The sequence below is a fragment of the Myroides odoratimimus genome (genome assembly GCF_001485415.1).
Classification (GTDB): domain Bacteria; phylum Bacteroidota; class Bacteroidia; order Flavobacteriales; family Flavobacteriaceae; genus Flavobacterium; species Flavobacterium odoratimimum.
Window position 1 is genome coordinate 277,016 of sequence record NZ_BCMQ01000004.1, and the last position, 15,739, is coordinate 292,754.

General features: G+C 30.8%; 13 protein-coding genes. 10 read left to right on the forward strand and 3 right to left on the reverse strand.

Going from position 1 to position 15,739, the window contains the following annotated elements:
- Positions 1-149 precede the first annotated feature (149 nt).
- A complete protein-coding gene (locus MODO_RS05995; protein ID WP_081316888.1) occupies positions 150-1,376 on the forward strand; it encodes an aspartyl protease family protein in 1,227 nt (408 codons plus the stop codon).
- Positions 1,377-1,472: 96 nt separating this feature from the next.
- On the forward strand, positions 1,473-1,877 hold the full coding sequence (locus tag MODO_RS06000) for a hypothetical protein (RefSeq protein WP_006260377.1): 405 nt from the start codon (positions 1,473-1,475) through the stop codon (positions 1,875-1,877).
- 121 nt (positions 1,878-1,998) lie between these two features.
- Here the strand turns inward: MODO_RS06000 and MODO_RS19450 are convergent, their stop codons facing one another.
- Entirely contained in the window at positions 1,999-2,169 is a 171-nt protein-coding gene (locus tag MODO_RS19450) for a hypothetical protein (RefSeq protein ID WP_006260376.1), read from the reverse strand.
- A 425-nt stretch (positions 2,170-2,594) separates the two neighbouring features.
- The gene (locus tag MODO_RS06005; protein WP_006260375.1) at positions 2,595-3,071 is read right to left on the reverse strand and encodes a GNAT family N-acetyltransferase; all 477 of its coding nucleotides are present in this window, start codon (positions 3,069-3,071) and stop codon (positions 2,595-2,597) included.
- Positions 3,072-3,172: 101 nt separating this feature from the next.
- On the opposite strand from MODO_RS06005, the gene MODO_RS06010 reads away from it, so the two are divergent.
- From MODO_RS06010 to MODO_RS06045, 8 genes are all read left to right on the forward strand, one after another.
- The gene (locus MODO_RS06010; RefSeq protein ID WP_006263631.1) at positions 3,173-4,294 is read left to right on the forward strand and encodes a hypothetical protein; all 1,122 of its coding nucleotides are present in this window, start codon (positions 3,173-3,175) and stop codon (positions 4,292-4,294) included.
- A 73-nt stretch (positions 4,295-4,367) separates the two neighbouring features.
- Entirely contained in the window at positions 4,368-5,168 is an 801-nt protein-coding gene (locus MODO_RS06015) for a helix-turn-helix domain-containing protein (RefSeq protein WP_059050939.1), read from the forward strand.
- Between the two features lie 323 nt (positions 5,169-5,491).
- A complete protein-coding gene (locus tag MODO_RS06020; protein WP_006263629.1) occupies positions 5,492-6,340 on the forward strand; it encodes an aldo/keto reductase in 849 nt (282 codons plus the stop codon).
- 406 nt (positions 6,341-6,746) lie between these two features.
- On the forward strand, positions 6,747-9,545 hold the full coding sequence (locus MODO_RS06025) for a TonB-dependent receptor plug domain-containing protein (RefSeq protein ID WP_006263628.1): 2,799 nt from the start codon (positions 6,747-6,749) through the stop codon (positions 9,543-9,545).
- A 23-nt stretch (positions 9,546-9,568) separates the two neighbouring features.
- The gene (locus MODO_RS06030) at positions 9,569-10,795 is read left to right on the forward strand and encodes a DUF4876 domain-containing protein (RefSeq protein WP_006263627.1); all 1,227 of its coding nucleotides are present in this window, start codon (positions 9,569-9,571) and stop codon (positions 10,793-10,795) included.
- Between the two features lie 12 nt (positions 10,796-10,807).
- Positions 10,808-12,340, forward strand: a complete 1,533-nt coding sequence (locus MODO_RS06035) for a DUF6850 family outer membrane beta-barrel protein (RefSeq protein ID WP_059050940.1) — start codon at positions 10,808-10,810, stop codon at positions 12,338-12,340.
- A 52-nt stretch (positions 12,341-12,392) separates the two neighbouring features.
- Positions 12,393-13,490, forward strand: a complete 1,098-nt coding sequence (locus MODO_RS06040; protein WP_235811655.1) for a cytochrome-c peroxidase — start codon at positions 12,393-12,395, stop codon at positions 13,488-13,490.
- Positions 13,491-13,698: 208 nt separating this feature from the next.
- A complete protein-coding gene (locus MODO_RS06045; protein ID WP_006265346.1) occupies positions 13,699-15,234 on the forward strand; it encodes a serine hydrolase domain-containing protein in 1,536 nt (511 codons plus the stop codon).
- Between the two features lie 64 nt (positions 15,235-15,298).
- Here the strand turns inward: MODO_RS06045 and tnpA are convergent, their stop codons facing one another.
- Positions 15,299-15,730 (reverse strand): IS200/IS605 family transposase, encoded by a 432-nt coding sequence (gene tnpA / locus MODO_RS06050; RefSeq protein ID WP_059050942.1) that lies wholly within the window; start codon positions 15,728-15,730, stop codon positions 15,299-15,301.
- Between the last annotated feature and the right edge of the window lie 9 nt (positions 15,731-15,739).

Below are 15,739 nucleotides of genomic sequence, written 5' to 3' on the forward strand. Positions count from 1 at the left end.
GAATACTTTTCTTAAGGGACTTTTGTTAAATATATTTTCCCTATTAATTCATTTTAAAAGAGATATCTGTGTATAGTATACAATTTAAAGACCAAGGATACCGTTTGTTTAGTACTTATTAATATCAAATTGTATTATTTACCTTTATTATGAAATTTCATATTAGAATCATTTCTTTTTGTGTTGTACTATTTTTATTAGGGATGTACTTTTCTTATGGACAAAGTATTACACGATTAATGAATAGTACTGTACTTCAAGAAAGTAATTTTAAAACAACTATTAAATTCGAAACAATAGGAAAACATATTATAGTTAAACCTATTATAGACGGAGAGGAGTATACAATGCTATTCGATACAGGAGCTGTTACTGCGTTTATTCCTTCTGTAGCTCAAAAGCTTAATTTAAAAAGTATTAATAAAGTCAAGGTATTAGATATTGATATCAATTCACAAGAGTTAGAGTATGTCAAATTAGATACATTGACTTTAGGTGGAATTAATTTTATGAATATAGGAGCTGTAATTCTAGATCATAATAAAGTTGTAGACTTTAAATGTATGAAGTTTGACGGTTTTTTAGGAGCGAATGTATTTAGAAAGGCTATCTGGGAGATTGATTATCAAAAAAAAGAAATAACATTCACTGACAATATTACAAACTTAGATATCCCAAAGAATACAGCTAAGTCTAAAATGTATATTGGCTATGGAGGAGTACCCAGTGTTACGTCATTTATAGGGAAAATAAAAGTATATAATAACACTATTGATTACGGTTATGGTGGAAGTATCTCATTAGATTATTCCTTATTTAATAAGATTATAGAAAAAGATCCAGATGTAAAGTATGCTTATGGTAGTGGGATGTCTACAGTAGGGATTTATGGTGATGTAATGATTCCTCATTTTTATAATATTCCAATAGAAAGCTTTAGAATAGGAAATTTAGAGATTCAAAATAATGTCATTGACTTTGGATTGAGGACTAGAGCTATTGGTGTTGGTAAATTATCCGAATATAAAGTAATTATGGATTGGAAAGGAAAAAGTATATACTTTATCCCTCAAAAGGAAGACAAAAAAACTTCTGATTTTGAAGGTCATGGTTATGGTATAATGCTAAAAGAGAATAAAGTATATATTAGTAGTTTGTACAAAAATAGTCCTGCAGATAGAGCAGGTCTTCAGAAAGGGGATAGAATACTTAAAATAAACGATAGAGATTATACATTCATTACTGATGATCAATGGTGTGAAATATCAACAGTACCTAGAGTAAAAAAGCAAGAAATATCTATAATAAGAGATAATGGAACTATTATAGAGGTGATTATAGAAAGAGAATCATTATTAACTAATACAAAGAAATAGTAAATAAACAAAGTACTTCGAATAATCCATCTCTTTCTTTTGAATGTCCATTTTTCATTTGACCATAAAAGGAGTCCTTTACAAAAAATAAATTTTATGAGTCAATTAGATGCAAAGCAATTCCCTATAGTAAAAGTAATTATTCAATCTGTCAATGAAGGACATGATCAAGATCAGTATTTTAATGACTACGAAGCATTACTAAAAACAGGTAAAAAATTTGTTATGATTAATGAGGTGAGCGCACCTGATGTAAAGGATACTAAGAGTAACAAGGATCACATGAAGAAGATGAACCTGTGGATGAAAAAGAATAGAGAGCAACTACGCAATAATGTATTAGCCATGATACAAGTAGAACCTAATGAAGAAAAACGCCAAGTAGCAATAGACTTTAAAGAGATTTTCTTTAAGTATTGGGGGCATGAACTTTTTGTAGTCTCTACTGCAGAAGAGGCATTAGTATTAGCAAATGAAAAATTACTAATAGTAAATAAGTAACCATTAGATTTAATATCTAATAAGTCACTTGAGGTTGTTTTTATAGTCCATAAAAAATCCTACAGACAATAGCGTTTGTAGGATTTTTTGGTTTATAAAAGTGACAATAACCTTTAAAAGGTTATTTAAAACTAGTTTCAAAAGTACTTTTAAAAACTTGAATTTCTTTCTTCGTAGTTACAGAAATAAGCTTGTATAAGTCCTCAGGTATAAACTTATTTTTCTCTATAATATCTTTGATAATGTACTCTTCATTGGTTTCTATATCGACTACTTTGTCTTTAACTTTCATGTGTTCTCTTTTAGTTTGAAAGCAAAATTAAGAAGAAAAGAAGAGTATTGCTCTTCTTTTTTTAGCTAAATAGACAATAAAAATCACCTTTAAAAGAAAGAAATAAACTATAAATTACTTTTTAAGGCGACTAGTGTTCTAAATTAAATTTAAAAGAAATAATTTACTTTTTAGTATTCAATAAAGGGATAATGGCTAGCTTATTAATTAAACAAGTTAGCTCTTTTTTAGTTATCCTATAGCTTATGTACTTCTGATTGGATCTAATTGTAAATAGGTTTATACTCTGTCAGCATTAAGTCTGTAATGACTCCGTTAAAATAGCATATTTAACGGAGTGAGTACGGACTCATAACGGACTCACTACGGACTCACTGCTATGAAAAGTTGTCTCGACCTACTAGAACTGTATAGTTTTTAAAAGGCTATATACTTTTAGTCATACAGTGTTGAGGGCCTTTAATGCCTTGATACGTTCTTCCAGAATCTTCATAACCCGTTTTTAAGTATAGATTATAAGCGAGAGCGTTCTCATAGTTAACCCCAAAGACTATTTCATTTACAGTAGGATAATATTCTCTTACTAAGTCAGGTAATAGAAGCATAGTAACTTTAGCTATTCCTTTGCCCTGTTGATTAGGCATGATAGATAATGCGCGTAGTAAAATAGAATCTTTATTCTCTGTATATATCAAACGATCATCAGATAGGTCTAAAGAGAATAGGCCTACTGGGGTATCATCAGATAAGATACAATATTGAGTACGCATTGTATTCTCCATAATATCAGGATTAGTCAGCATATACTTTGGCACAAGAGCAAACGTAGCTTGTTGCTCGTCTAATTCATAAGAAGTTAGTTCATCAAAGTATTTAGGATCATAAGGTTGTATCGTTATCATATTCTTGTCAATTTAAGCCAAGCAATTTAGAATAATATTTTTGTTTTTTTATTGTTAGTTTAAGAGGAAAACGTTTTCTTTATGAGTATATAAGAATATAAATGAGAAAGTATTTATTTATAGTAGTCTGCTTTTTTTTGACTAATGCTATTTTTAGCCAAGAACAATTAATGGATAGTATTATATTAAAGAACTATTCAACTTTTAATATAGAAGCTGAGAAAGAGTCTTTTAAAGGACAAGGTTGGCATGCTTTAGTAACGGAAATGAGCAAAGCTAATTCTGTATTGATTGGGGAAACTCACTTTACAAATGAGGTACCTTATTTTGTCAATGCTGTAATTGATGCAGTTAAATTTGATATCTACTTTCAGGAGATAGATCCTTATTCAAATGGTATTATCGAAAATAAGATTAAGACATTATCTCAAAAGAAACTTGAGCAATTTATTAAGGAGTACAGTTCTACTTTTTCATTTTTAGAGAGAAAAAAGGACTTCTATCTCTATAAAAAAATTGTTGAAAAAGGGATAAGAACATATGGTTTAGAACAAGTTTATTTAGATGCTGATAGGTTGATTATCTCTTATTTAAAAGAGCAGACAAAGAATAAAGAGACTGCTAAAGTTCTTTCTCACATGTTAGATACATCAAATAAATTAGCTTTAGAAGAGGATACCTATCTATTTTCAGAAGATTTTATAGAAAAGAGTAATCTATTACTTAATACTAAACTATCTTCAAAGGAGCAAGAGCACCTAGAAGCAATAAAGTTAAGTAGAGAGATTTATTTAGGAGGTAAACATCACTTAAGAATACAAGTAATGAAGCATCAATTACTAGAAGCACTTCCACATTGGTCAAGTAAGAAAAACCTTTTTAAGTTTGGAGCAGTTCATACCCCTAAAGGAGAAAGTTTAATGGAGATATATGATATAGGTAATCTAGTATTTAATATAGAAGACGCTAACTTTAGAACATCTCTACACATAATACTGATAGGAAAGACTGCAGCTGAAACTATGGATGATCTTAAATTATACAGTTCTTTCTTAGGTGTTGTGACTACTAATGATTGGTATTGTTTTGATCTTAAGCCTTTGCAAAAAGCAATTTCTCAAGGCAAACTAAAAATAGGAGATCAGACTTTACTAAGAATTGTAAAAGGGAATGATTTTTTAATCTATATTCCTGAGTTGACGGAGAGTGAAAAATTCTTATAAATTACTTTGATATAAAAGAAGAAATTAAAGGTCTAAAAATATAGTATCTTTGATGTAATAATAAGATTTAGTTATGCACTATCAAGAGATCCTCCCAATATTGCCCTTACGAGATTATGTCCGTTATTTTTGGGTATTAGAGAACTCAAATGATAAGGCAGAAAAACAAACTTTTAAGATACTTCCTGATGGTATACCCACTTTAATCTATCAAGATAGGCCTAACTTATTTTTAGATCAATATCATCAAGTAGCTCCACAACTCTATGTCTATGGACAGTTTAGTCAGTTTACAGATCAGAGTGTAGAGGGGAGTTTCAGGATAATCGGAGCATATCTAGAACCTACAGCTTTAAAGGCGTTATTTAAATATGATGCTATTGAGTTTAGTAATAAGAATATAGCCTTAGAAGACATTGTCCCTAATACGCTTTTAGAACAACTAGTACACGCAGATACTATTGAGGAGAAGGTAGGTTTATTATCTTCTTTTCTATTGGAGCAGATTCAGTATAATAGGTTTGAGAATAAAAAGGTAGATTATATCTCTCTATTATTACAAAAGGGAAAGTCATTAAAAGAAATACAAGATGAAATAAATACTTCTGAGAGAACATTAGAACGACTTGTAAAACAACATATAGGGATGTCTCCTAAGTTGTTTACAAGAATTATGCGATTTCAGTCTAGCCTTGATTTGTTAAGAGAGAGTAGGTTTAAGAACTTAACGACACTTTCTTATCAGAGTGATTATTATGATCAATCTCATTATATAAGGGAGTTTAAAGAGTTTACAGGGGTTAGCCCAAAGGAATTTATAAAATCTTCTGATGAACAATTGATTAACTTCCCTCTATTTAAATCAGAGGAATAAACTTGTATTCGTCTTAGCATTAGATGTGGTGGAGTATTTTGTAATAATCCATTAAATTCTGTTTAATATCCATTTTATAATTGGTTAAAAATACAGTACTTTACTTTTACATAATTCCAATTTTTAAAACTACCTAGAGATATAAATTGAAGTAATTTATAGTGAATATTCACAGCGTCATTTATAAGAATGGCACCTTATAATTGACCTATAAAGATATACCTATCTTACTTCTAAAGTTAATTTCTGTTTTTCCGAAAAAAGACTTTTTATATTATCTTTAGAGGAGTTCACTTGGAATAATTTATTTAAAAGAAAACATGATGAATAAAATAAAACTTAATGATGGGAATCTAATTCCGTCAATCGGATTTGGAACTTACAAAGCAACTAAAACAGAAGGGGTTTTAGCAGTAAAAAATGCTTTAGATAAAGGATATCGCTTACTAGATACAGCTGCTATATATCAGAATGAAGAAGAAGTAGGGCAAGGTATAAAAGAGAGTGGTGTTCCTAGAGAAGATATCTTTGTGACTACAAAAGTATGGAGAGAGAATATGGGATATGAAGAGACTAAAAAGGCACTTGATATTTCGTTAGAGAAACTAGGTCTTGATTATATCGATCTTTATTTAATTCACTGGCCAGCTAATTATAAAAACTTCGGTGATGATTGGAAAAAAGTGAATGCAGATACTTGGCGTGCTATGGAAGAATTACAAGCTGCAGGTAAAATAAAATCAATAGGAGTAAGTAACTTTTGGGAAGAGCACTTAGAGGCTTTATTAGAAACGGCTAAAGTTATCCCTGCTATTAATCAGTTAGAATTTCATCCAGGGTATTGGCAGCCAGAATTAAAAGCATATTGCGAAAAGAAAAATATTGTCATAGAAGCCTGGTCACCATTAGCTAGAGGTAAAGTGTTTAATAATGAGGTGTTAATCAGTATTGCAAAGAAACATAATAAGTCAATCTCTCAGGTATGTTTAAGATGGTGTTTACAACATAATACAATAGCAATACCGAAGTCTAATACTCTAGAAAGAATTATTGATAATATGAATATTTTTGATTTTGAGTTAAGTGATCAAGATATGGATCAAATAAATAATTTACCTAAAATGGGATTCAGTGGTGAAGTGCCTAATGAATGGCCTGACTATGTAGTTTAATATCAAAACGAATCAAGTATTTTAAACAAAGCCTATAAGCACAGAGTGTGTTTATAGGCTTTGTTTGTTCTACATGAAGGGGAAAGGAATAAATAAATTAAGTTTCATATATATAAGTTAAAAATATAAAATAGTAGAAACCTTAATTTTTAAATTAGTTTTATGAGAAGAAAATAGTTTTAATTTAAGAATTAAAAGGTATTGAATTTGATCCAATATAGTCATTTTTTGTCTGTAATGGATGCTGTTATTTAGAATATCTTTAAATAAATAATCTAAATAATTTACTGATTATTAATTATGTACGAATATTTCGGTGTTGTAGTTATCTTTATTTAGATTTATTAAATTGTTTTGTATTCTAAAATGAAATACTTTTGCCTCGAAAGTTTTTAAAGTTTTTTGGATGCACAGGGGGGCAAATAATCGTTTTAAATTAACACTTGTTTTAAGTTGTTTAATTATATTTTTAGTTACTAATCTTAGTTACGCTCAAGATAAAAAAGTAGAAGTAGAATTTAAGATTACCGATATTGAAGGAAGTAAAATTTCAGATGTTGCTATATCACTACAATCGTTATCACATTCTTATTTCGGAATGACGGATGACAAAGGATATTTAAAATTAAGTGTAGTAGCGGATGATTATTTGATATCGTTCTTTCATTTGTCTTATACTGCATTAGAAAGTAATGTAAATATTACTAAAGCCATTCTTATTAGAAAAGAATTAAAAACTTCTTATAACCAACTTCAAGAGGTTATTATTACAGCAGAAGAGGGAAAAGGATTGTCTTCAAAATCTGTTATCAATCGAAAAGCGATGGAACATTTACAACCTTCTAGCTTTGCAGATATTATGGAACTATTACCAGGAGGTCTATCAAAAGACCCTAATCTTAACTCAGCTAATCGCGTATTAATTCGGGAATTTGGCAATAAAGAGAGTAGTAAGTATAATACTAGTTCTTTAGGCGTACAATTCGTTATGGATGGTAATGTGATGAACTCTAATGTAGACTTACAAAATGCTATCTATAATGATCAGAGAGTATCTGGTAGCGGATTCGTTAATGCGGGTAGAGAGACATCTAGTATAGGTGTAGATATGCGTACTATTCCGACTAATGATATTGAGAGTATAGAGATTGTACGAGGTATTCCAGGTGTTTCTTACGGAGATTTAACATCAGGACTGATTCTTATCAATCGTAAATCTGGTGCTACAGGATTACAAGGACGTATAAAAGCAGATGGATTTAGTAAGTCTATTTATGTTGGTAAGGGATTGAGTCTTACACCAAGTTGGGACTTGAATCTAAGTGTAGACTATTTAAATGCTAAAACAGATCCACGTAATATATATGATAATTATAATCGCTTTGCATTTTCTGCTCGTTCAACTAAAACTTTTAAGTTTGGAGTAGATGAATTGGTATGGAAATCTTTTGTTGATTTTAATCTAAATATTGATGAGAGTAAAGTAGATCCTGATAGTGGATATGCTTTAGTAGACTCATATAAAAACGATAAGAAACTTTTGGCTCTATCTAATAATTTTGAGTATAAATTTAGGAGTTCTTCATTCTTTAACAAGGTAAAATTAACCACAGGAATTAGAAAAGGATTTGATAATCTGAGTCAACGTGTATTTGTTCAATACAGTGGACCAAGGGCAGTTTCTCTTGCAACAGAGCAAGGGGTAAATGATGGGTACTTCCCAGAAATAAGCTTTATATCAGATGCGAAGACAGAAGGAAGACCGATTGACATCAATACTAAACTAGAAGCAAATGCTGAATTTAATGCCTTAAAGTCAAAACATAGTCTAGAGTTTGGTATGGATTATAAATATGCAAAAAATAATGGTAGAGGACAAATCTATGACTTACTAAAACCACCTTCTGCATCATTAACTACTCGCCCTAGAGCTTATAGTGATATACCTGCTTATCAGAACCTAGCTTTCTTTATAGGAGATAAAATGTTATGGAATATAGATGAGCATCAAATCAGTTTTTATGCTGGTATCCGTGCATCAACTAGAATAGGAATGGATAAATCTTATTCATTAAGTGATAAGTTATATATAGAACCAAGGTTCATAGGACAATGGAAATTACCTCGTTTTGACATTATTAATATACCTATAGGAGTAGATGTAACAGTGGGGTATGGAGAACTGTATAAGCAACCAACACAAGGAATGCTATATCCTAATCTAAGCTATAAGGACCACCAACAACTAAACTTTAGACCTGATAACTCAGCATTGCACTATGTAAACTTTATGACCTATGTTGAAGATGTAACAAATAGGAGTCTAGTCGCAGCAAAGAATACAAAAAAAGAGATTCGTTTAGATCTAAGTGTTGGTAAGCATGAACTATTTTTCACTGTTTTTGATGAGGCAATGCCTACAGGATTTAGAAGTGATGGTCAGTATCAAGTACAAACTTATAATAGGTATAATACATCTGGTCTAAATCTAGAAGAAATGACAGAAAAGCCAAATATCAATGATTTACCTTATACAAAGAAAACAACATTTACTAGCTTAAGTTATAACACTAATGGGAGTAGTACTGCTAAAAGGGGAATAGAGTTTGGATATACAACCCCTCGCTTTAAAGGAATCAATACGAAGTTTACTTTAAGTGGGGCTTATTTCAAAACTATTTATCAAAACAATGATATGATACAAGAGAGACCTAATAAGTCTATAAATGGTCAAGGGATACCTTATGTGGGGATATATAATAGTGATTATGGATATGTGTATTCAGGAATGAATTATAACTTAATAATAGATACTTATTTACCTGCTTTAGATATGAATATTTCGGGTTCTTTTCAAGGAACTATTTTTAAAGATGAGGCTAGGCAACATAGAGAAGCTGCACCTCTATATTATTTTGGATTAGATCAAGTCGTTCACGACTTTACAAAAGAAGATAGAAAAGATATGTACAAACAGTGGTTAGTACGTGATGTTAGTATTACTGATAATATTGCTTCTCATTACAATTTTGATATTCGTATGAATCTAAAAGTAACAAAGAAAATTTTTAAAGATTTTAAAATGTCTCTGTTTGTAAATAGGTTGTTTTCTTATTACTCTCCTTATACTTTTAATGGATTGAAGGTATATCGTAAGAATAGCTCAGAACCTTATTTTGGGATGGAACTTACGTATAAATTTTAATTAAACATAAATAATAACATAAAATGAAAAAAAACTTACTTACCCTAGTATTAGCCTTAGGACTTCTGACAACAACTACTATATCGTGTAGTAGTGATGATAATTCTACAGAAATTATATCTAGTAAAAGTAGTATCGTTAAGATTCAATTAAAAGCTGATAATATTAAATCTTATGACAATGTAGTAGTAGAATTGGTTGAAATAAACACTGGAGTAACAACAACAAAATTAGTAGATAAAGGAAATTTAGAGTTTCCTATTGACAAAGGATCTTATAAAGCTACAGTGAATGGTAAAGTAACACTAGTAACAGGAGAGCAAATGGAGATCGGAGGTAATTCTTCTTTTGATTTAACACAAGAACAACATGATTTATCTATTGATTTACATATCAAAATCTTTGGTAATGATTTTATTATTGAAGAGATTTTCTTCACTGGTGTTCGTACTTTAGAAGGAAAACTATATACAGGAGGGAGATACTTCAAACTGACTAACAATACGGATAAAGTATTAAAAACAGGAGGGTTACTTATCTGTCAATCAGAATTTTTCACAACATTAAATCACAATGTTACCCCAGATATATTAGGTGAAGCATTCCCTGTACAAGCTGTGTTAATGATTCCACAAGAACATTCTAAAGATGTAGAACCAGGTGACTTTATAGTTATCGCTGATATGGCTACTAATCACAAAAAAGCCAATATTCCAGCTTTTGATTTAAGCAAGGCTGATTATGAATACCCAAATTTAGACAATCCAAAATTAGGACAGGTGGATAATCCAGCAGTTCCAAATGCTAACGTAATTTTTACTCAGATGGCATTCAATATGTTCTTTTTAAATGACCGTGGATCAGAGAGTTATGCTATTGCTAGATTTCCAGAAGGAGTGACAGTAAAACAATGGTTAACAGACTATACATATGAATATAGTTATATAAATAAAGCGGGTAAAGTAACTAATAAGAAAACGTATAAAATACCAAATGAATGGATATTTGACGGTGTTAATTCAGCATCAGTTGAAGGGTGGGTTCACAATGTAATAGGAGTATCTATAGATTCTGGATGGACAGGATGTGGAACTATAGATTCTGATCCAGCAAGGTATGGTAAAACAATTCGCCGTAAAGTAATTGGAAAAATGAGTAATGGAAAGAATATGTATAAAGATACTAATAATTCAACAGTAGATTTTACAAGAGATTCTGATTCAAGTTTAAAAAATGGAATTGTTCATTAATAAATAAACATATTGAAAACGTATGTATTCGCTCTATCTGTCATTGTAGCTTTATCCATTCAAGATGTAGTAGGACAAGAAGCTTCTTCTATGTTTGACTTGATGAAGAGATATGATCAAAACGAGCAAAATTATAAACAGTTATATTACTATAATCCTTCAAATATGGGGGATTATAGTTCTTTTACCATATCTGATTTTTCTTTGAATTATGACAAAGAGAAAAGAGATACCTATTTACTTCAGAAAGGTAGTGAATTAGAAGAGCTTCGTCTAAATGTAAACTCTTATAAAAAACTAAAGAATAATAGAACAATCTGGGGAAGTGCTTCTTATAAAAATCAATTGAACAAGGATATTGTTTGGAATAATAATGTAGACCTTGATAAAATAGGTCCTTTTATTATGGGGGATTCTGTAGCTAATAATCTTAAGGCTGAGATCTATGAGTTTAAAGGTGGTTATGTAAAGGAAATAGATAGATGGAGCATTGGTGTAGAATTAGGCTATATAGCTAATATGGCCTATAAAAAGAGAGACCCTAGACCTAAGGCAATTTCTTCAGATATGAATTTAAAATTAGGAGCAGGATACAAAATTACACCTAGCTGGAAGGTAGATGCTTTTGGTAAAATGCATAAGTACACACAGAATACTTCTATTATTTTTGCTAACCAAACGCAAAAAGCTGGATTATATCAATTGCAAGGTTTAGGTACATGGAATAATTATTTTAGTGGTAAGACATTTAAATCAGTCTATGAAACATTAGGTTTACAATTCGGCTTAGGAATTACTAAGAAAGATGATTTTTATCTAGTGTTTACTACTAGTAATGATAAGATGAATAAAAATGCTTCAGCTAGTATTACATCTAATGAAGGTGATGGAAATAAGATTAATGAGTTAAAGTCCAAGTCATATGAATGGATGACTGCTAAGTTTTTTAATCTAAATACTTCTTCTAAGATAGCTGTAAAATACTCAATGCAATATATGAAGAAAGAAGGAACTAATATTTATTATACAAATAATCAAGATTTCTTAAAGGAATTAATGCGAAAGAAGTTGTATAGTTATACTGATAGTAATCATAGAGTAGAAGTTCTTTATAAAAAGGAGTTTGAGAAAAGCCTATTGACTTTGAGTACTTATTGGATGTACCAGTCTATCAAAGAAACTGTCAAAGAAGTAAATAATAAGCAAAACTTTACTTACAATTACTTTGGGGTTAATGCTAGTTGGCTTCAGGAGCTTAATAGTCACAATAGTATTGAAGTAAGTTATCACTTAAGGTTTAGAAATACAACGAACTCCTCTAATCAGATTAATAAATCAAAACTAAAAGAGAGTATAATGTATTGGATGGAGAGTGACTATAATTATTTAAAACAGAACTACGTACAGAATAGTATTTCCTTAAAATATAGTTATAAGCATAGTGATTTTGTACCCGTCTTTATGACTTTAAGTTTTAACCAAACTAATTTTTCAGGAGATAAAACCAATCATTTTATGGGAGCTTCGCTAGGAGTTAATTTTTAATATGAATTTAATTAAAAGCAGTTTACTATTAATGTTCTGTTTATTATTACTCATGAGTTTTAAAACAGATTTTAATAGTTTATTCAATCCAGATTCACCAGAATATTTAGCTATAGTCGAGAGTTATAAACAGCCTATTGCTAATTGGCCTCAACCTACAATAGATGAAGGAGTAGTGTGGGAGGAATTTCAGAGTATAAAAAGAGATTCTCTCTTTATGAAGAATCAAAATCAACCAATAGTTAAGTTAGGGCGAATGCTGTTCTTCGACCCAAAGTTATCTAAGTCTAACCAAATATCGTGTAGTACTTGTCACGACCCAGAGATAGGATGGGCAGATAAGCGAAGTGTAGCATTAGGACATGATCACTTGCAAGGCAATAGAAATACACCTACTTTGTATAATGTCGCTAATAGAAAAACATTATTTTGGGATGGTAGAGCAACTACTTTAGAAGAACAAGCAAAAGGTCCATTAAGTGCTCATAATGAGATGGCAATGGATGTGGATATATTGCCAGAGAAGCTTACTAAGATCAAAGGATATAATAGTTATTTTGAAGAAGCTTTTGGAGATACTAAGGTAACTTATAAAAGAATTATAGAGTCCCTTGCTGCTTTTCAACGAACTATTAAAAGCCAAAGAAGTAGAGTGGATGTATTTATAGATGGTAATTATAAAGCTTTAACTGATCAGGAGATATATGGGATGCATCTCTTTAGAACAAAGGGTAGATGTATGAACTGTCATCATGGTGTAGATCTTACTGATGATAAATTTCACAATATAGGGCTGACGTATTATAAACGAAAGTATCAAGATTTAGGTAGATACGAGATTACAAAAAATCCTGAGCATGTAGGTCAGTTTAAAACCCCTATTCTACGGGATTTATTGAATACTAGACCATGGATGCACAATGGTTTATTTGATAATCTAGAGGGCATTGTCAATATCTATAATAGTGGCATGCACATGATTGACCCTACACCAGAAAAGAAACTTACAGATCCATTATATCCTGTTACTGATTCTTTAATGAAGCCATTAAAGTTATCCCGTGATGAGATTAAAGCTATTGTAGCCTTTTTAGAGTCATTATCAGGTTCGCGTTTTAGGATGCAACGACCTGATTTTCCTAGAGAATAGAACTTTATATAGAAGAGAGAGTAATGAACGACAGTTTTTATTCTCTCTTTTTCGTTTATTACATGAAGTAGGAGAGCATATTTTGTTTATTTTTAGCTTATTATAAGCTCAATTAGAGTTGAATAAAGAATATCACAATATGTAGTGGGATTTGTAATAGTAGTGGTATATACTTTTTAATTAACAACAGATAAATTAACCTAAAACTATGAATTATAAATTAATTATTCCATTATCGTTTTTGTTTATTTCTTTTACAGGAATGGCAAATGATGTATATAAAGATAGAAATGGGAAATACTATAATATTCAACAATTATCACAAGAAAAGGGAGTAGATAAATCTTTTAAAGAACTATGTCTGATCATAGATCAATATGCTGAGAGCACTCTTCAGAAAGGTAATGTCAACTCATTAGCGATTGCCATTTATAGAGATGGAGAGGTTTATCAGCAGTATTATGGAGAATTAGATAAAGAGTCCAAACAACGACCTAGTGATAATACACTCTATGAGATTGCTTCTATTTCTAAAGTTTTTGCAGGCTCTTTAGTCGCTAAAGCGGTTCTAGAGCAAAAGATTACACTAAATGATGATATCAGAACTTATTTAAAAGGAGATTATCCAAATTTGCAGTTTGAAGGAACTCCTATTACCATTCAGAATTTAGTAACACATACTTTGGGGCTTCAAGATAGAGCTCCTAAAGAGTTAGATGAAATATATAAGAAGACGAGAGAGGGATATTATGAAAATAGACCATTTAGTTATACGATGTCTGATCTATTAGAAGAATTAAAAACAGTCAAATTAGATAAGAAACCAGGTACATTCTACGACTATAACTCAGTAGGACCAGAATTAGTTACTTATATTTTAGAGCAGGTATATCACAAGCCTTATAAAGAGCTATTACAGGAGTTGCTGGATGAGCTTAACTTGAAGCAGACTTCTTTAAATGAGTATGATAGGTATAAGAAACAATTAGCCATAAGTTATAACGAAAATGGGGAAGTAGCTCCTTTACTAAGAAATCCTCTATTAGGTGGATCATATGGTATGATAAGTAGTTTACCTGACTTAACTAAGTTTATGAAGTTTCAGTTACAAAGCAATCAACCTTTTATAAAGGAAGCCTCTCGATTATTATTTAAAGAAGAAGAAGACGGTGATGATAAAGGATATTTCTGGGATGTGGGATACGGTCTGAAGGAAGGTGCTTATTATGGAAAGACAGGAACGTCAATAGGGGTACAAAGTGGTATTCTTGTTTGTCCAGATTCACGTTATGGAATGATAATAATGATGAATAATACTTCGGATGCTGCACAAGATGATTGGTTAGAATTGTATAATAAAATAGAAACAGCATTAATTACTTATCCTAAGATAAACCTAGTATCCCTGCTAGAAAAAGAGTTTAAAAATAACTTTAGTTTAGCTTTAGAGAAGTATAAAACGTTAAAAGCAGATAAAGAACATTATCTCTCAGGGTCATTCTATTTAAATAATTTAGGATATAACTTTCTGAAGAGAAAAGAGATTGATAAGGCAATAAAGGTATTTGAATTAGCGATTCAGTATGATACTAATAATGCTAATTTATACGATAGCTTAGGAGAAGCTTACTTTCTAATGAAGGATTATAAAATGTCTTTATTGAGTTACCAGAAATCGCTAGAGCTAGATGCTGAGAATAAGAATGCACAAGAAATGCTAATTAAAATACAATTACTTAAATAAACCACTATGGACTGAAAGTCCATAGTTTGTTAAAGCAGACTAAAGTCTGCCTGGGTGGAGCTACTTACTCAAGTATAAAGTTACCTCCGTTATCATTTGATTTACGATGGTGTTCAAGATATTGATTTAGCATTTCATCAGTAATATTTCCTGTACTCCAACAACCAAAGCCTATTGCCCAAAAGTGACGTCCCCAGTATCTGTGCTTCAACTCAGGAAATTCTATTTGGAGTTTCCTTGAGGTACGACCCTTGAAGAGTTTGACAATATTGCTTATGTTTTGAGATGGTCGATATTCTATATGAAGATGAACATGGTCCTTTGATACTACACCTTTTAAAATTTGAATATCTTCTGCTTCACAAATCTGAATGATCAGACTACGACAACGTATCTGAATATCTCCTTCCAATACTGGATAACGATATTTAGTCACCCATACTATATGGGCAGTTAAACGTGATACACTATGTCCTCCGGTTCGTTGATATTCCATATATCAAAG